The organism is Streptomyces longispororuber, assembly GCF_024448165.1.
GTDB lineage: Bacteria > Actinomycetota > Actinomycetes > Streptomycetales > Streptomycetaceae > Streptomyces > Streptomyces longispororuber_A.
Map to the genome: position 1 here is coordinate 1 of NZ_JAMOLN010000089.1, position 17,910 is coordinate 17,910.

Below are 17,910 nucleotides of genomic sequence, written 5' to 3' on the forward strand. Positions count from 1 at the left end.
CGCGACGACCGCCGCCGCCACGGCCGCCGCGAACAGCCGCAGCCGGGCGCCCGACGCCGTACGGAACACCAGCAGACCCGCGATGGCGGCCGCCATGACCAGGGCGATCACCGGCCACAGCCAGCCGTTCCAGCCGGCCGCCCGGCGCAGCAGCACGACCGCCCACAGGCCGGTCACGCCGAGCGCCACCGGCAGCACCCACGCCCATCGCTTGTCGGCACGGAAGGCGCGCAGCAGCATCACGCCGCCCCCACCGCACAGGGCGGCGATGCCGGGGGCGACCGCCGTCGTGTAGTAGGGGTGCATGGTGCCCTCGGCCGTCGCGAACGTGACGTAGTGCAGCACCAGCCAGCCGCCCCACAGCACCAGCGCGGCGCGCGTGGGGTCGGTGCGCGGGGCGCGGCCGCGCAGCACCAGACCGGCGGCCAGGGCGATCGCGGCGAACGGGATCAGCCAGGAGATCTGGCCGCCGAGGGTGTCGTTGAAGAGCCGGCCGAGACCCGCGGCGCCGGAGAAGCCGCCGCCCCCGCCCCCGCCGCCCCCGCCGTTGCCCTCGCCGCCGAGGACCCGGCCCAGGCCGTTGTAGCCCATGATCAGGTCCCAGGCGGAGCCGTCCGTCGAGCCGCCGATGTACGGACGGTCGTCGGCCGGCACCAGCGAGACGGCCGTGGCCCACCAGAAGCTGGACACCGCGAGCACCACGGCCGCGAGCGCCAGATTGCGGATCCTGCGGCCCCAGCCGAGGCCGGAGGCGTACAGGTAGACGGCGAAGACCGCGGGCAGCGCGATGTAGCCCTGGAGCATCTTGGTGTTGAAGGCGAGGCCGAAGCACGCCGCCGAGGCGAGCAGCGGCAGCAGCCTGCCGTCGCGGGTGGCGCGCAGCGCCAGCGCCGCACCGCCCACCATCAGCAGGAGCAGGATCGTGTCCGGGTTGTTGTCCCGGTTGATCGCGACGGTGATCGGCGTCAGCGCGAGCACCAGCGCGGCGACCGCGGCCGCCGCGTGGCCCCACACCCGCTTCACGGACGCGTGCAGGATCCAGATCGTGCCGAGCGCGGCGCCGATCTGCGGCAGCATCATCTGCCAGGTGCCGAAGCCGAGGATCCGGCAGGACAGGCCCATCACCACCAGGGCGAACGGCGGCTTGTCCACCGTCAGGAAGTTGCCCGCGTCGATGGAGCCGAAGAACCAGGCCTTCCAGCTCTGGGTGCCGCTGTAGACGGCGGCGCTGTAGAAGCTGTTCAGGCCGTTCGACGACAGGTTCCAGGCGTACAGGACCGCGGCCAGGGCCAGGATCGCGAGCAGCGCGGGCAGCGACCAGCGCGGCGCGCGGTGCGCGGTCGGCGCCGACGCGGGCGGCGGCGGGGCGGCGGGGGCGTGGGGGAGCGGTTCGATCGCAGAGGTCACCAGTGCACCGTGCACGCCACGGGTGGGCGCGGGCTGTGGCGAACCTTGGCGTCACCTGTGGATCCGCGCCCGGGGATCCGATTGTTGCGGCGGGATGAAATCCGGATCCGCCCGCGTTGGCCCATCGGCAGGTCGAACGAGCGGGAGGCGGCACAGGTGGCGGAGAAAAGGGGCTGGGCGAAGCGGCTGTGGGGCTACGCCATGCGCTACCCCAAGGACGTCTTCCTCGCGCTCGGCGCCTCGCTCGGCGGCATGGCCGTCATGGCGCTCGTCCCGCTGATCACCAAGATCATCATCGATGACGTGATCGGCGACCACTCCCGGTCCATGGGGGTGTGGGCGGGCGTCCTGATAGGCGCGGCCGTCGTCGTCTACGTCCTCACCTACATCCGCCGCTACTACGGCGGCCGGCTCGCCCTCGACGTCCAGCACGACCTGCGGACCGAGATGTACGGGACGATCACCCGGCTCGACGGACGGCGCCAGGACGAGCTGTCCACCGGCCAGGTCGTCGGCCGGGCCACCAGCGACCTCCAGCTGATCCAGGGGCTGCTCTTCATGCTCCCGATGACCATCGGGAACGTCCTGCTCTTCCTCATCTCCCTGGTGATCATGGCGTGGCTGTCGCTGCCGCTGACCCTGGTCGCGCTGGCCGTCGCGCCCGCGCTCTGGTTCATCGCCAAGCGCAGCCGCTCCAAGCTGCACCCCGCCACCTGGTACGCGCAGGCGCAGGCCGCCGCCGTCGCCGGGGTCGTCGACGGCGCCGTCAGCGGCGTCCGCGTCGTGAAGGGGTTCGGGCAGGAGGAGCAGGAGACCGGGAAGCTGCGCGAGGTCGGCCGCAAGCTGTTCGCCGGACGGCTGCGCACGGTCCGGCTGAACTCCAGGTTCACCCCCGCACTGCAGGCGGTGCCCGCGCTCGGGCAGGTCGCCATGCTGGCGCTGGGCGGCTGGCTCGCCGTGCGCGGGCAGATCACGCTCGGCACCTTCGTCGCGTTCTCCTCGTACCTCGCCCAGCTCGTCGGACCCGTCCGGATGCTCGCCGTGGTGCTCACCGTCGGCCAGCAGGCCAGGGCCGGCGTCGAGCGCGTCCTGGAGCTCATCGACACCGAGCCCAGCCTCACGGACGGCACGAAGGAGCTGCCCGCTGACGCGCCCGCCACCGTCGAGTTCGACGACGTCTCGTTCGAGTACGCGGGCGCCGACCGGCCCGTCCTCGGCGGGCTCAGCTTCGAGATCCGCGCCGGCGAGACCCTCGCCGTCGTCGGCTCCTCCGGCTCCGGCAAGTCCACCGTCTCGCTGCTGCTGCCGCGCTTCTACGACGTGACGCACGGCGCCGTCCTCGTCGGCGGTCACGACGTGCGCGAGCTGACCCTCCCGTCGCTGCGGGCCGCCATCGGCCTCGTACCGGAGGACTCCTTCCTCTTCTCCGACTCCGTGCGCAGCAACATCGCGTACGGCGTCCCGGACGCCACCGACGAGCAGATCGAGGCCGCCGCGCGCGCCGCGCAGGCCGACCGGTTCATCGCCGAGCTGCCCGAGGGCTACGACACCAAGGTCGGCGAGCACGGACTGACCCTCTCCGGCGGCCAGCGGCAGCGCGTCGCGCTCGCCCGCGCCATCCTCACCGACCCGCGCCTCCTCGTCCTCGACGACGCCACCTCCGCCGTGGACGCCCGCGTCGAGCACGAGATCCACGAGGCCCTCAAGCAGGTGATGGAGGGCCGCACGACGCTCCTCATCGCACACCGCCGATCCACCCTGAACCTCGCCGACCGGATCGCCGTCCTCGACGGCGGCCGGCTCGCCGCGATCGGCACGCACGAGGAGCTGGAGCGGGACTCCGCGCTCTACCGGCGGCTGCTGACCGACCCGGACGAGCTGGGCGGCGTGTCCCCGGGGCACGCCCTGCCGACGGCACCCGCGGAGGACACCTCCGTACGGGAGGAGCTGGACGCCGAGTTCGACGCCGAGCGCGGCGTCACCCCCAGGCTGTGGACCGGCGACCGCGAGCCCAAGGACACCGCGCTGTCCGGGATGCCCGCGACGCCCGAGCTCCTCGCGCAGGTCGACGCGCTGCCGCCCGCCGTCGACACCCCCGACATCGACGAGGCGCGGGCCGTCACCCCGGAGGAGTCGTACGGCCTGCGCAGGCTGCTGCGCGGCTTCGGGGCGCCGCTCCTGATCAGCCTGGCCCTGGTCGCGGTGGACGCGGGCGTCGGCCTGCTGCTGCCGGTCCTCATCCGGCACGGCATCGACGAGGGCGTCACGCGACTGGCGCTCGGTGCCGTCTGGGCGGCCGCCGCGCTCGCGCTGGTCGCCGTGCTCGTGCAGTGGGTGGCGCAGATCGGCGAGACCCGGATGACGGGACGCACCGGCGAGCGGGTCCTCTACTCGCTGCGCCTCAAGATCTTCGCCCAGCTCCAGCGGCTCGGCCTCGACTACTACGAGCGGGAGCTGACCGGCCGGATCATGACCCGTATGACGACGGACGTCGACGCGCTGTCGACGTTCCTGCAGACGGGCCTCGTCACGGCCTTCGTCTCCGTCGTCACCTTCTTCGGCATCATGGCCGCCCTGCTCGTCATCGACGTCCAGCTGGCCCTCGTCGTCTTCGCGACGCTGCCGCCGCTGATCGTCGGCACGTTCTTCTTCCGGCGCTCCAGCGTGAAGGCGTACGAGCTGGCCCGCGAGCGGGTCTCCGTCGTCAACGCCGACCTCCAGGAGTCCGTGGCCGGGCTGCGCATCGTGCAGGCGTTCCGGCGCGAGCGGGACGGCCGGGAGCGGTTCGCCGCGGGCAGCGAGAGCTACCGGGCCGCCCGCATCCGCGGCCAGTGGCTGATCTCCGTCTACTTCCCGTTCGTGCAGCTCCTGTCCTCGGTGGCGGCCGCGGCCGTCCTGATGGTGGGCGCGCACCGGGTCGACGCGGGCACGCTCACCACGGGCGCGCTGGTCGCCTACCTCCTCTACATCGACCTGTTCTTCGCCCCCGTGCAGCAGCTCTCCCAGGTCTTCGACGGCTACCAGCAGGCCACCGTCTCGCTGGGCCGCATCCAGGAACTGCTGCGCGAGCCGACCTCGACCAAGGCGGCGCGAGAGCCCCTGGAGGTCCTCTCCCTGCGCGGCGAGATCGCCTTCGAGGATGTCGACTTCGCCTACGGCACGGACGAGGCGGCGCTCTCCGACGTACGGCTGCGGATCCCGGCCGGGCAGACCGTCGCGTTCGTCGGCGAGACGGGCGCGGGCAAGTCGACGCTGGTCAAGCTGGTCGCCCGGTTCTACGACCCGACGGGCGGCCGGGTCACCGTCGACGGCACGGACCTGCGCGACCTGGACCTCACCTCGTACCGGCACCGGCTCGGCGTCGTCCCGCAGGAGGCGTACCTCTTCCAGGGCACCGTCCGCGACGCCATCGCCTACGGCCGGCCCGACGCCACCGACGCCCAGGTCGAGGCGGCGGCGCGGGCGGTCGGCGCGCACGAGATGATCGCGACCCTGGAGGGCGGCTACCTCCACGAGGTCGCCGAGCGGGGACGCAACCTCTCGGCGGGCCAGCGCCAGCTGATCGCCCTGGCCCGCGCCGAGCTCGTCGACCCCGATGTCCTGCTCCTCGACGAGGCGACGGCCGCCCTCGACCTCGCCACCGAGGCGCAGGTCAACCAGGCCACGGACCGTCTCGCCGGCAAGCGGACCACGCTCGTCGTCGCACACCGCCTGACGACGGCGGCCCGCGCCGACCGGGTCGTGGTGATGGCCGACGGCCGGGTCGCGGAGGACGGCACCCACGACGAGCTGCTGCGCAAGGACGGCCGGTACGCGGCGCTGTGGCGCACGTTCATCGGTGAGGAGGAGCCGGAGACGGAGACGGTGGGCTGAGACGCGCTCCGCCAGAGGGTGCGGGGCGTCGTGCAACCGTACGCACCGTGTGTCGCGTCAGTTCATCAGTACCCTGATGCCGACGTGACGGGAGGGGCAGCAGTGCGAAGAGGTGATGACGCCGACATACGGGGCGTACGTACGCCCCGTCGGCTGTGCGCGCTGGCCCTGACCGGCCTGGTCGCGGCCGGCCTGCTCACCGTGGCGGGCCCCGGCGTGGCCGGCGCCCAGGCCGCGGCGCTCTGCGCGGGCCACAAGGTACGCACCCTCCCGTTCGCCACCGGCAGCACGGTCGTCTACAAGAGCCGCGGCTACGTCTGCGCCGTCACCCTCGCCAAGCGCACCGGCGTCCGCCAGACCATGTCGGTCAGCGTCCAGGCCCGCGGCAACCGGCCCGTCGTCGACGAGGGCCGCTACACCCACCACGCGGGCCCGGTCACCGTGCACGCCGGTCACCGCTGCGTGCGCGTGAAGGGACAGGTGGGGTCGAAGTCGGTCAGTTCGGGCTGGATCCTGTGCTGAGTCGGACGGGACCGGACGGGACCGGTCGGGCCGCTGCGCTGAGCGGACACCAAGTTGCTCTGGTGGTACACGAGTTGCTCCGATAGCTTCCGGAGCGCATCTGTGTATCTCCAGGGGAGGGTGCATGCGCAAAGCGCTCAGATGGCTGCTGTCGCTCGTGGTGCTCATAGGCACCGTGAGTGCGGCCGGGATGACGACGGCGACCGCCGTCGAACAGCCCGCGACCGCCGCGGCCACCGACATCAAGGACCGGCTCCTCGCCATACCCGGCATGAGCCTCATCGAGGAGAAGCCGTACACCGGCTACCGCTACTTCGTCCTCAACTACACGCAGCCGGTCGATCACCGGCACCCGAAGGCCGGTACGTTCCAGCAGCGGATCACCGTGCTGCACAAGGACGTCAGCCGCCCGACGGTCATGTTCACCAGCGGCTACAACGTCTCGACGAACCCCTCGCGCAGCGAGCCGACGCGGATCGTCGACGGCAACCAGGTCTCCGTCGAGTACCGCTTCTTCACGCCGTCCAGGCCGCAGCCCGCCGACTGGTCCAAGCTGAACATCTGGCAGGCCGCCAGCGACCAGCACCGCATCTTCAAGGCGCTCCAGCCGATCTACGACCAGAACTGGCTGACCACCGGCGGCTCCAAGGGCGGCATGACGGCCACGTACTACGAGCGCTTCTACCCGCGCGACATGGACGGCGTCGTCGCGTACGTGGCGCCCAACGACGTCGTCGACAAGGAAGACTCCGCGTACGACACGTTCCTCGCGAACGTCGGCCCGAAGGACTGCCGCGTCGCCCTGCAGAAGGTGCAGCGCGAGACGCTGGTGCGCCGGGGCGCGCTGGAGAAGAAGTACCAGGAGTACCTGACCGCCAACGACTACACCGTGAACACGGTCGGTTCGCTGGACAAGGCGTACGAGGCGACCGTCCTCGACCTCGTGTGGGGCTTCTGGCAGTACCAGCCCGAGTCGGCCTGCGCGGACGTCCCGGACGCCGCCACGGTCACCGACCAGGCGCTCTTCGACTACGTCGACTCCGTCGGCGGCTGGTCGTCCTACGCCGACCAGGGCCTGGAGCAGTACACGCCGTACTACTACCAGGCGGGCACGCAGCTCGGCTCGCCCGACATCAAGCAGCCCTGGCTCGGCAAGCTGTCGCGCTACGGCTACCAGCCGCCGCGCAACTTCGTGCCGCGCTCCATCCCCATGAAGTTCGACGCGCGGGCGATGCCCGACGTGGACGGCTGGGTGCGCCACCACGCCACGCGCATGCTGTACGTGTACGGCGACAACGACCCGTGGGGCGCCGAGCGCTTCCGCCTCGGGTCCGGGGCGCGCGACTCGTACGTCATGACCGCGCCGCACGCCAACCACGGCGCGAACGTGGCCGGTCTGACGGCTGACGACAAGGCCCTCGCCACGTCCCGCATCCTGGACTGGGCCGGCCTGTCGGGCACGACGGCCAAGGCGCCGCACGACGCGAAGCTCGACCGGGTCGACGGTGCACGGGAGTTGAAGCTCCGGCCGTGATCCACGGATGAGCACACCGAGGGGGTCGTCCCGGACGGGGCGGCCCCCTTCTGCTCACACCTTCACGGCGCAGCCGACCGGCTCGCTGCCGCCCAGCGCCACGTACAGCGACGTCGACGCCGGGCACGCCTCGCGCGTGGCCACCGCCGACCTCACCCGGTACTGCGGCGCGCTCTCGCCCGAGCCGTCGCACGGCGTCTCCCGGACCTGGCCCTTGCCGGCCGAGTAGACGCAGTCGCCGACGATCGTGCGCGGCCCGCCCCCGCCGCCCGGGTCACCGGGGTGCGGCGCCTCCAGGTTGCGCATGCAAGCGTAGCCCTGCGCGACGGACCCGCCCCCGCCGGCCGCCGGGGTGTTCTCGCTGATGTGCAGGACGAAGTCGGTGCGGGCCGGGCACGCCGGGCCGTCCGCCGTGCTGCCCTCGTAGCGCGCCTCGACCTTGGCCACCGCGCGCTCGCTGCGGCACGGCACCTCGTTGAACGAGGTGCGGCCGCGCGAACTGCACTCGCCCACCGCCAGGAACACCGCCCCGTACCCGGACGGCGACCGCAGCGGGTTCGCCGTCGTCGGGTCCCCCGACCCGCCCGACGAACCCGACAGCGCCTGGCATCCGGCCAGCGCGAGCACCAGCAACGGCACCGCGCACACCACCCAGACCATCCTCGCAAGCATGGCAATCCCCCCGATATACCCACCCAGCGTGACCCTTGGGGGCGGGCGCACGCCAGATGTGCAGGGGGCTTTGCGTCGGTTGCGGGTGGTGCGCCGGTTGCCCGGCGTACGCCCCGTACGGACAGGTCAGTACGACAGGCCGTAGCCGATCGGGTAGAGGACCTGCGTCGGGTCGTCGGCCTTCTGCACCGGCACCGGCAGCTTGCCCTGCGGCTCGGCCCGGCCGGCCAGCACCCGTACCGCCGCCCGCAGTTCGACGTCGATCCACGAGTACGCGGCCAGGTGGGCGTCGGACGACGACAGCTGCGCCACGTCGTACGGATTGCGCATCGACAGCGTCACCACCGGCACGCCCGTCGCGGCGACCGCGTCGACCAGCGCCTGCTGCGCGCTGCCCTTGGTGACGTTGTACGTGCCGATGAGCACCGCGTCCTTGCCGGCGGCCGCGGCGACCGCCTGGGCGATCGTGGCCTGGCTCGGCGCCGTACCGGTCGCCAGCACCGTGGCGGAGAAGCCCAGTTCGGTGAGGGCGGCACCGAGCACCGTGGTCGGCGGGCCGTCGCTGAGCGAGGGCGACGCCGGGTTGGCGCCGAGGACGAGGACGTTCTTGTGGGTACGGCGGGACAGCGGCAGCAGCCCCTCCTTGTTCACCAGCAGCGTCGTCGTCCGCTCGGCGATCCGGTCCGCGGCGGCCAGGTGCGCGGCCGTCCCCACGGTCCGGTCGACGCCCTTGTGCGAGACGTACGGCTCCTTGAAGATCCCCAGCTTCGCCTTCAGGCGCAGCACCCGCAGGATCGATTCGTCGAGCCGCGCCTCCGTCAGCTCCCCGTCCTGCACGGCCTTGAGCACCGCGTTCCACGAGACGTCCAGGGACGGCGGGTTGAGCAGCTGGTCGACGCCCGCCTTCAGGGCGAGCACCGGGACGCGGTCGTCGCCGTACTTCGTCCGTACGCCCTCCATGCCGAGCGAGTCCGTCACCACGACGCCGTCGTAGCCGAGCTGCTCGCGCAGGATGCCGGTGAGGATCGGGTGGGAGAGCGTGGCCGGGTCCTCGGCCGGGTCGAGCGCCGGCACCACGATGTGGGCCGTCATGATCGAGTCGATGCCCGCGGCGATCGGGGCCTTGAACGACGGGGCGTCCAGCTGCTCCCACTGCTCGCGCGTGTGGGTGATGTACGGGATGCCGGTGTGGCTGTCGGTCGCGGTGTCGCCGTGGCCGGGGAAGTGCTTGGCCGTCGAGGCGATGTGGGCCGACTGGTACCCCTTGACCTGCGCGGCGACCATCCCGGCGACCGACTGCGGGTCGGCGCCGAAGGAGCGGACGCCGATGACGGGGTTGGCCGGGTTGACGTTGACGTCGGCGTCGGGCGCGTAGTCCTGGCGGATGCCGACCGCGCGCAGCTCGGCGCCGGCTATCTGTCCGGCCTTGCGCGCGTCGGAGCGGGAGCCGCCCGCGCCGAGGGCCATCGCGCCGGGGAAGAGGGTGGCGGGCTTGCCGACCCGGGCGACGATGCCGTGCTCCTGGTCGGTGGATATCAACAGCGGGATGCGGGACGGCTGTTGGAGGCCGACCTGCTGGATGCCGTTGCTGAGGTCGGCTATCTGGTGCGGGTCGCGGACGTTGTGCGCCCAGGCGAAGTAGATGATGCCGCCGAGCTTGTACTTGGCGATCATCTCGGCGGCCGTGCGGACGCCGATCTCCTTGAGGTTGGCGTCGATGTCGGCCTGGTCGGGGGCGGTGGCCGAGTGGCCGTACACCCGCATCACGAAGAGCTGGCCGACCTTCTCCTCCAGGGACATCCCGGAGATGATCTTCTTGAGGGTGCGGTCCCGGTCCGTGGCGGCCTGCGCCGTGGCGGTGCCGGGCAGCGAGAGGGCGGCGGCGCCGGTCGTGGCGGCGGCGAGCAGCGTACGTCTGGAGATGTGGTGCACTTGCGCTCCTTCCGGAGGAGGGGCGTGCTGGCTGACGGCTGAAGGAAACTTCCGCGCGTCATGAATATGGGGAAAGTTTCTGCCAGTCAAGGGAGTCGACGCTCCGGGCTTCGCGCAGGAAGGGGCCGTCACCGGCGCTGTTGGAGGGGGGCGCGCCGGTGACGGCGTGCTGCCGGCCGTGTGCGGCGGAGAGGGTGGTCAGCGTTCGCAGCCAGCAGCGAGGCCGACACCGCACTACGGAGACTCACCGGCAGCGTGCCCTTTGGACGAGCGCGACGACGCTTGGGTTCCCAACTTTTGAAGGTTCGGCGAAGTTGGTGTGGAGGTGGCGTGGGGGGAGCCTGGTACGGGTGGGCGCCGCAACTCCGTTCCGGGGGTGGGTATCTGCCGGTGCGCGGGGCTTCTCGCGCAGTTCCCCGCGCCCCTGAGAAGCACGCCCTTCGGGCGGCCTCTCCCCGACGGGGGAAAGCTGCGCGCCAGCGCATGCCTTCAGGGGTGCGGGGAACTGCGCGAGCGGGCACGACGAGACCCGCGGTCGAAGAACTCCGCGTCACATGGCAGACGCCCAGGGGCGCGGGGAACTGCGCGACCAGCCCCCACCGGGCGGTCAGACGGACGGTTCACGCCGGAGGCAGGCGTGGCCCTGGGCGCGCAGCGCGTCGACGACCGCCCCGACCGCCGGACGGCGCGCCGTTCCGGTGCGCCACAGCGCGTACACCCGCCGCCGCGGCATCGGATCGAGCCCCACCGCGACCAGCGCCACCAACGTGGGGTTCTCGTCCGCCTGGTGGACGATCTCCGGCTCGAACCCGGCGGAGCGCATCGTGCGCAGGAGCCAGTCGTGACACACCCGCCCCGGCGGCTGCGACACCCACCGCTCCCCGCCCAGCTCCTCCCGCCGCACCGACTCCCGCCCGGCCAGCGGATGCCCGTCCGGCACCAGCAGATCGCACAGGTCGTCCCCGACGACGGCCTGCTCGACCCCGGCGGGAGCCGGCAGCGGCGCGATGTCCCAGTCGTGGGCCACCACGACGTCGACCGCCCCCTTCGCCACGAGGTCGACCGACAGGTGCGGGTCGACCTCGGTCAGCCGGACGTCGAGCGCGGGATGCCGCACGGCGAGCCCGGCGAGCGCGGCGGGCAGCAGCCCCCGCGCGGCCGAGGCGAACGCGGCGACGGTCAGCCGCCCGGCCGGCACCCCGCGCCGCTCCTCGATCCCCGTCTCGGCGCGCTCCATGATGGCCATCAACTCACGCGCTGTCTCGGCGAGTTGGAGCGCCTCGTCGGTGAGCCGGACGCCCCGGCCCTCTCGCTCCAGCAGTACCGTCCTGGTCTCCCGCTCCAGCTTCGCGATCTGCTGCGAGACGGCGGACGGCGTGTAGCCGAGAGCGGCCGCGGCGGCGCCGACCGTGCCGTGGACGGAGACGGCGTGCAAGGCGCGCAGCCGTTGCAGATCGAGCATCCCGGGACCAACCCTTCAGCAGTGCTTCATCCAACCATGCAGCAATCGTCGCTGGTGCTACACGGTCGGGAGGCGTGATCCTCGACGCATGAGACCTGCGCACACCGGCCTCGCCGTCCTCGTCGCCGCCCTGTGGGGCGTGAACTTCGTCGTCATCGACATCGGCCTCGACCACTTCCCGCCGCTGCTCTTCTGCGCCCTGCGCTTCCTGCTCGCCGCGGTGCCCGCCGTGTTCCTGGTGGGGCGGCCGTGCGTGCCCTGGCGCTGGATCGTCGGAGTGGGGCTCGCGCTGGGCGTCGGCAAGTTCGGCCTGCTCTTCATCGGCATGAACACCGGGATGCCCGCAGGCCTCTCCTCCCTCGTCCTCCAGGTCCAGTCGGTGTTCACCGCGCTGATCGCGTTCGCGTTCCTCGGTGAACGACCGGGCCCGGTCCGGGTGCTGGGCATGGCCGTGGCGCTCTCCGGCATCGCGGTGGCGGCCGTCGACGAGGGCGGCTCAGGCCCGCTCGGCGCCTTCGCGCTGGTCCTCGTGGCGGCCGCGTTCTGGGGCGTCTCGAACGTCCTGACCCGCAAGGCGTCGCCCGGGGCGCCGTTCAACTTCATGGTGTGGTCGAGCGCCGTCCCCGTCCTGCCGCTGCTCGCCCTCTCCCTCCTCTTCGAGGGCCCGGCGCGCGACGCCGGGGCGCTGCGGGACCTCGACCTCCCCGGCGCCGGCGCGATTCTCTTCGTTGCCCTGGTCACCACACTCTTCGGCTTCAGCGTGTGGAGCCGGCTCCTGCAGCGCTACGACGCCTCGACGGTCGCCCCGTACTCGCTGCTCGTCCCGGTCTTCGGCATGTCGTCGGCCGCCCTCTTCCTGAGCGAGTCGGTCAGCCCGCTCCGGTGGTGCGCGGGCGCGCTGCTGGTGGCGGGGGTGGCCCTGACCTCACTGGGCGGCGCACGGAAGAGGCCCGCGCGGCCCACGGCCACCGCCGAAGCACCTGACGCGGCTGACGCGCGCGACGCACCCGGAGCGGACCGGGCCCTCGATCCCCGCCCTACGCCGACTCGTTGAGCAGCCGGGCCAGGTGCTCCCGTCCGGCGCCCAGCAACTCCGGGAGCGGCGCGGCGGCCTCGTACCAGCGGGCCTCGTACTCCCAGCACAGCCAGCCGTCCCAGCCCTCCCGGCTGAGCACCTCCACGCACTCGGCCAGCGGCAGCACCCCGGCGCCGAGCGCGAGGGGCGTCTTGTCGTCGGGGCCCGCGATGTCCTTGACCTGGACGTAGCCGAGGTAGGGGGAGAGCGCGGCGTACGAGGCCACGGGCTGCTCGCCGCCGAGCCAGGTGTGCATCACGTCCCAGAGCACGCCCACGTTCCGGTGGCCGACCGGGCCGACGACACGGGAGGCGGCGGCGCCGGTGCGGTGCGAGTCGTGGGTCTCCAGGAGGACCCGGACGCCGCGGTCGGCCGCGTACTCGGCGGCCACCCCCAGGCGGCGGGCCGCCGTCGCGTCGGCCTCCTCGGGCCCCTGCTCGTCACCGCCGCCGGGGAACACCCGGACGTACGGCGCGCCCAGGTCGCGGGCGAGGTCCACCAGCGCCCGTACCTCGTCCAGGACCGGCCCGTCCTCGCCGGGCGCGGCCACCCGGGCGTATCCGGCGACCCCCAGGATCTCGACGCCCGCCGCCTTGAACTCGGCGGCCGCGTCGGCGCGTTCGGCCGGGGCCAGGCCCGGGTGGACCGGCTCCTCGGGATGCGCGCGCAGCTCCACTCCGTGGTAACCGTGCGTGGTGGCGAGGCGGAGGACGTCGGGGATCGGGAGACCAGGGACACCGAGGGTGGAGAACGCCAGTTTCATGGCCCGGACCTTACCCGCGCTCCCGCCCGTCACTCCGGTGCGCGGTGCAGGGCGAGACGCCAGTCCTGGCCGATCAGGTCGGCGCCGAAGGACCGGTGCGGCTTCTCGCCCACGAGGACGAACCCGTGCCGCAGATAGATCGAACGGGCCGACTTGAGCACGTCGTTCGTCCACAGCACCAGGTCCCGGTAGCCGACGCCGCGCGCGAAGTCGATGACCGACCGCACCAGCCGGTCGCCGACGCCCAGGCCGCGCGAGTCGGGCTCCACCAGCAGCAGCCGCAGCCGCGCGGTGCCCGGCGCCTCGTCGCGCACGCACATCACGCACCCCACCGGACGCCCGTCGAGCTCGGCGATCCACACCCGCTCCAGATGCGGGTCGTGGTCCTGCGCGAAGTCGGCGACGATCCGGGCGACCAGGCCCTCGTAGTCGGCGTTCCAGCCGAACTCGGCCGCGTACACGGCGCCGTTGCGGGCCACGATCCAGCCCAGGTCGCCGGGGCCCGGCTCGCGCAGCAGCACGTTGTCCGGGTGCGGGGCGGCGCGGCCGTCGCCGAGCACCTCGCGCACGGTGCGCAGCGCGTCGGCGAGCCGGTCGCGCTGGTCGGGCGGCACGGTGGCCAGGAGCGTGCCGACCGCTTCCCGCGACCGCTCGTCGAGCAGGTCGGCCGCGGTGCGGCCGCGCGCGGTCAGTGTGATGCGGCGGCGCCGCGAGTCCCGCTCGGACGACCCGCGCTCGACGAGTCCCTCCCGCTCGAACTTCCCGAGGATCCGGCTCAGGTATCCGGCGTCCAGGGAGAGCCGGGTCCGCAGGTCGGCGGCGTCCACCTTCTCGGTGTGCGCGAGCTCGTACAGCACGCGGGACTCGGTGAGGGTGTACGGGGCGTACAGGTGGCGGCTGTAGTCCAGCGCGCCGATGACGTTCGTGTAGAAGCGGTTGAAGGACCGGATGTCGTGCACGGTCATGGCCACCTCGCGGCTCGGACAGTTGACTCAGTCAGAGGTTTTGGGGGTCCGCCCACGGTACGCCCACCACCCGTCCACGTCCACCGACCCGCGCCGCCGGTCCTGTTGGTCAAGTGCATTACAGATGGGGCGAGTTGGGGATCGATCGGGGTGCGTCGCGCGGTGTTCTGCTGTGGGCCGAGACGGTCGCGGTGGTGACGGAGAGGGCGGCAGGATCGGCGTATGCGGCCGACCTTCGTACTCGTGCACAGTCCGTCCGTGGGGCCCTCGACCTGGCGTTCCGTGGCCGGTCACCTGACGGCCGCGGGGCATCGGGTGCGGGTTCCGTCCCTCCTCCACGTGGGCGCGTGCGCAGCGCCCTTCTGGCCCCACGTCGTACGCGCCGTGCGCGACGACCTCCGGCAGGTGCCGGCCGGCATCCCGGTCGTGCTGGTCGCCCACAGCAACGCGGGCCTGTTCCTCCCGCTGATCCGCTCCGGCCTCGACCACCCGGTGACCGGCTCCGTCTTCGTCGACGCCGCCCTGCCGGCCAGGCAGGGCCCGACCCCGGTCGCCCCGCCCGAACTCCTGGATCTCCTCCGCCCCTTGGCCGTGGACGGACGGCTGCCGCGCTGGACGGACTGGTGGGACGAGGCGGACGTCGCGCCCATGTTCCCGGACCCGGCGACGCGGCGGACGCTCGTCGCGGAGCAGCCCACCCTGCCCCTGTCCTACTACGAGCAGCACGTCCCGGTCCCCGAGGGCTGGGACGACCACCCGGTCTCGTACCTCCTCTTCGGCCCTCCGTACGAGGAACCGGCCGAGGAGGCGCGCGCACGCGGCTGGCGCGTGGCCCACCTCCCCGGCGAACACCTCCACCAGACGGTCGACCCCGCGGGCACCGCCCGCCACCTCGTCGAACTCGCCACCACGCCGTGACCGCGGCGACGGACTCCCGCGAACCTGTCCGGGCCCGGTCTCAACGGCCTCCCGGCCACGCCGCCAGGGCCAGTTCGGCCACCCGCGCCAGCTCTTCCGCGGTCGCTCCGTCGCGGGCCCGTTGCGACAGGCCCTGGACGACCGCCGTGAAGTAGGACGCCAGGGCGGGCGCGTCCGCCTCGGCGGGGAGTTCGCCGTCCTTCTTCGCCCTGTTCAGACGGTCCTCGAAGGCGGCCACGCCCGCGTTGCGCACGTCGCGCAGGAACGCCGCGACCTCCGCGTCCTGGGCCGTGACGTTCGTGGCGGCGCTGATGGCGAGGCAGCCGGCCGGGTGGGACGGGTCCGCGTAGATCCTCGCCGCGTCGCGCAGGATCCGGGCGAACGCGCCGCGGGCCGTCTCCTCCTCCGCCAGGGCCTCGGCCACGAAGGCGCCGACCGGTGACCGCCCGTACACCTCGACGGCCTCTCTGAACAGCGCCTTCTTGTCCCCGAACGCCGCGTACAGGCTGGCCGGGCGGATGCCCATGGCGGTGGTCAGCTCGCCCACCGAGGTCGCCTCGAAGCCGCGCTCCCAGAACAGCCGGACGGCCGTCGCGAGTGCCGCGTCCCGGTCGAACGTACGCGGTCGTCCTCGTGTCCTGGCCTCGCTCATGCCGCAACTGTAACCGGAGATCCCCATTTGTTGAGCGGTCGCTCAAGAGTGGTGCTAGGGTCCTGGCGATCCGTTGTTGAGTCATCGCTCAACAAATGAGTCGAGACGTGGGGAGTCGATACGTGGACATGCGTGTGCGAGTGAGCGGGGAAGCCGGCGAGCAGGCCGTCGTGGCGCAGCACCACGACGACGGCCACACCCTCGCGGGCTGGGCCGGCTGCGCCGTCGCCACCGCCGGGGTCGCGGTCACCGGGCTCGGGGTCATCGGGTGGCGGCCGGGGGTGTGGCTGGGGCCCGCCGTCCTGGTCGTGGCCGCCGTGGTCGTCTGGGTGCTGCACCTCGCGGGGTGGGGCAAGCCGCCGGGGCCCCGGCCCGTCGGTCAGCGCCCCGTCCGGGTGCGGGACGTGAGCGCGGGCGCGGGGCACGCCGGCTGCCTCGGGTGCCGGCTCGCGGGGCGCCGGCCGGCGGCGAGCGGGCGTTCCGGGTCCTGGCCCGCGAACAGCAGGTCCTAGCCCGCGAACAGGGCGAGCGCGGCCCACGCCGCGAACGGCGCCACCACGAACGGCGCCGCCCGCAGCCACGTCGCCCGGCCGAGCGCCGGGTTGCGGGACAGCGAGACGTTGGCCCAGGCCACCAGGCCGAGCACCACGGCTCCGGACACCGCGCCGAGGCCCATCACCACCGGACCGTTGTCGAGGGTGCTGTAGTTGCAACTCCCGCTGAAACCAGGGGAGTAGGACTCCTGGACGCTGCCGCAGTCCATCGGCAGCCACTCGCTCACCAGCCACCACGCGCAGCCCAGCGGAACCGTCGCCGGCAGGCCGATCAGGAGGTTCAGCAGGATCGGGGCCGTCCAGCGGAGAGGACCCGGTCCGTCACTTGCCACGCGGCGCTCCCGTCGATCCCCGTACCGCCAGCTCGCCCCGTACGACATCGACCCCGCCGGGCGGCGCCGCCTCCCGGCCCATCGCGATCCGGCCCGCCCGCGCCGCCGCCTCGGCGAGCGGCAGACGTACGGTCGTCAGGGCGGGGACCGCGTCCACGCTGAACGGCAGGTCGTCGAAGCCCGCCACCGAGACGTCCTCCGGGATGCGCAGCCCGGCCTCCCGCAGGGCCGCGCACGCGCCGAGCGCCACCGTGTCGTTGGCCGCGACCACGGCTGTCAACGACGGGTCCTTGCCCAGGAGTTCGACCGTCGCCGCATGCCCGGCCGCCCGGTCGTAGGGGCCGTGCACCACCAGGTCGTCGGACTCCGTCACGCCCGCGCCGGCCAGCGCCTCGCGGTGCCCCTCCAGGCGGTGGCGGGTCGTCGTACGCTCCTCGGGACCCGCCACGTATCCGATGCGGCGGTGGCCGAGGGAGAGCAGATGCTCCGTCAACTCCCGTCCCCCGCCCCGGTTGTCGAAGGTCAGGGCCACCGCGTCGGTGTCCGGCAGTGGCGGGCGTCCGCACAGGACGACCCGGGTGCCGGCCTCGGACAGCCGTCTCAACTTGCCCGCCACAGCGGCGACATGGGCCTCGTCCTCGATCGCGCCGCCGGTCAGCACGACCGCCGCCGCGCGCTGGCGCTGCAGCAGGGTCAGGTACGTCAGTTCGCGCTCCGGGTCGCCGCCCGTGTTGCAGACCACCGCGAGCCGCTCGCCGCCCGCCCGGCCGCCGGGGCCGACGATCTCCGACTGCACGGCCGACGCCATGATGCCGAAGAAGGGGTCGGCGATGTCGTTGACCAGGACTCCGACCAGGTCCGACGTGGAGGCGGCCAGCGCGCTCGCCGGGCCGTTGAGGACGTAGTCCAGCTCGTCGACGGCCTTGAGGACGCGCTCACGCGTGGCGGCGGCCACCGGGTAGTTGCCGTTCAGCACGCGCGAGACGGTGGCGGGGGACACCTGCGCGCGGGCGGCCACGTCCGCCAGGGTCACGGTCATCGTCATCCTCCGTCAAAGGCTCCGGCAATGGCTCCGGGCGGGTCGGTCGGAAGGGCCCCGGGCTCGTTCACAAGGCCGGTCCGGTCTCCGCTCTTGTCCGAGCGGCTGTGCAGAGGCTAGCTTCTTCTCAGATAGAAAGCGCTTGCTACGTACGATCCGGCAGGCGCCGATTCGCGTACGCCGCGTACGGGTGGCTGGACGAAGGGACTC

General features: G+C 72.8%; 15 protein-coding genes. 6 read left to right on the forward strand and 9 right to left on the reverse strand.

All coding sequences use genetic code 11. The annotated features are described in order from the left end of the window. A partial coding sequence (locus M4J07_RS24040; protein WP_255975060.1) for a glycosyltransferase family 39 protein occupies positions 1-1,407 on the reverse strand: 1,407 nt, incomplete at its 3' end. Between the two features lie 156 nt (positions 1,408-1,563). Between M4J07_RS24040 and M4J07_RS24045 the strand changes: the two genes are divergently transcribed. The 3 genes from M4J07_RS24045 to M4J07_RS24055 all read left to right on the forward strand — a co-directional run bounded on the left by M4J07_RS24045 (position 1,564) and on the right by M4J07_RS24055 (position 7,336). Then, positions 1,564-5,280, forward strand: a complete 3,717-nt coding sequence (locus M4J07_RS24045; protein WP_255975061.1) for an ABC transporter ATP-binding protein — start codon at positions 1,564-1,566, stop codon at positions 5,278-5,280. Between the two features lie 102 nt (positions 5,281-5,382). Beyond that, positions 5,383-5,802 (forward strand): hypothetical protein, encoded by a 420-nt coding sequence (locus M4J07_RS24050; protein ID WP_374215075.1) that lies wholly within the window; start codon positions 5,383-5,385, stop codon positions 5,800-5,802. 124 nt (positions 5,803-5,926) lie between these two features. Next, positions 5,927-7,336 carry a S28 family serine protease gene (locus tag M4J07_RS24055; protein WP_255975062.1) on the forward strand — a complete coding sequence of 470 codons (1,410 nt, stop codon included), beginning with the start codon at positions 5,927-5,929 and terminating at the stop codon, positions 7,334-7,336. 54 nt (positions 7,337-7,390) lie between these two features. Here M4J07_RS24055 and M4J07_RS24060 read toward each other — a convergent pair whose 3' ends face one another. From M4J07_RS24060 to M4J07_RS24070, 3 genes are all read right to left on the reverse strand, one after another. Continuing rightward, on the reverse strand, positions 7,391-8,008 hold the full coding sequence (locus M4J07_RS24060) for a hypothetical protein (protein WP_255975063.1): 618 nt from the start codon (positions 8,006-8,008) through the stop codon (positions 7,391-7,393). A 126-nt stretch (positions 8,009-8,134) separates the two neighbouring features. Beyond that, positions 8,135-9,940 (reverse strand): glycoside hydrolase family 3 protein, encoded by a 1,806-nt coding sequence (locus M4J07_RS24065; protein WP_255975064.1) that lies wholly within the window; start codon positions 9,938-9,940, stop codon positions 8,135-8,137. Positions 9,941-10,547: 607 nt separating this feature from the next. Then, positions 10,548-11,402 (reverse strand): LysR family transcriptional regulator, encoded by an 855-nt coding sequence (locus tag M4J07_RS24070; RefSeq protein ID WP_255975065.1) that lies wholly within the window; start codon positions 11,400-11,402, stop codon positions 10,548-10,550. Between the two features lie 88 nt (positions 11,403-11,490). Between M4J07_RS24070 and M4J07_RS24075 the strand changes: the two genes are divergently transcribed. Further along, positions 11,491-12,456 (forward strand): EamA family transporter, encoded by a 966-nt coding sequence (locus M4J07_RS24075; RefSeq protein ID WP_255975066.1) that lies wholly within the window; start codon positions 11,491-11,493, stop codon positions 12,454-12,456. Here the strand turns inward: M4J07_RS24075 and M4J07_RS24080 are convergent. Further along, positions 12,440-13,240, reverse strand: a complete 801-nt coding sequence (locus M4J07_RS24080) for a sugar phosphate isomerase/epimerase family protein (protein ID WP_255975067.1) — start codon at positions 13,238-13,240, stop codon at positions 12,440-12,442. The genes M4J07_RS24075 and M4J07_RS24080 overlap by 17 nt on opposite strands. A gap of 29 nt (positions 13,241-13,269) precedes the next feature. Beyond that, positions 13,270-14,205 (reverse strand): bifunctional helix-turn-helix transcriptional regulator/GNAT family N-acetyltransferase, encoded by a 936-nt coding sequence (locus tag M4J07_RS24085; protein WP_255975068.1) that lies wholly within the window; start codon positions 14,203-14,205, stop codon positions 13,270-13,272. Between the two features lie 384 nt (positions 14,206-14,589). On the opposite strand from M4J07_RS24085, the gene M4J07_RS24090 reads away from it, so the two are divergent. Further along, positions 14,590-15,123 (forward strand): alpha/beta hydrolase, encoded by a 534-nt coding sequence (locus M4J07_RS24090; RefSeq protein ID WP_255975069.1) that lies wholly within the window; start codon positions 14,590-14,592, stop codon positions 15,121-15,123. A 40-nt stretch (positions 15,124-15,163) separates the two neighbouring features. Here M4J07_RS24090 and M4J07_RS24095 read toward each other — a convergent pair whose 3' ends face one another. Beyond that, positions 15,164-15,775 (reverse strand): TetR/AcrR family transcriptional regulator, encoded by a 612-nt coding sequence (locus M4J07_RS24095; RefSeq protein WP_255975070.1) that lies wholly within the window; start codon positions 15,773-15,775, stop codon positions 15,164-15,166. Between the two features lie 128 nt (positions 15,776-15,903). On the opposite strand from M4J07_RS24095, the gene M4J07_RS24100 reads away from it, so the two are divergent. Then, positions 15,904-16,287: an HGxxPAAW family protein gene (locus tag M4J07_RS24100; protein WP_255975071.1), complete on the forward strand. Its 384-nt coding sequence runs from the start codon at positions 15,904-15,906 to the stop codon at positions 16,285-16,287. On the opposite strand, the gene M4J07_RS24105 is transcribed toward M4J07_RS24100, so the two are convergent. Next, a complete protein-coding gene (locus tag M4J07_RS24105) occupies positions 16,284-16,661 on the reverse strand; it encodes a hypothetical protein (RefSeq protein ID WP_255975072.1) in 378 nt (125 codons plus the stop codon). The two genes, M4J07_RS24100 and M4J07_RS24105, sit on opposite strands and share 4 nt — an antisense overlap. Continuing rightward, entirely contained in the window at positions 16,651-17,700 is a 1,050-nt protein-coding gene (locus M4J07_RS24110) for a LacI family DNA-binding transcriptional regulator (RefSeq protein ID WP_255975073.1), read from the reverse strand. The genes M4J07_RS24105 and M4J07_RS24110 overlap by 11 nt, the downstream gene beginning before the upstream one ends. Positions 17,701-17,910 lie beyond the last annotated feature (210 nt).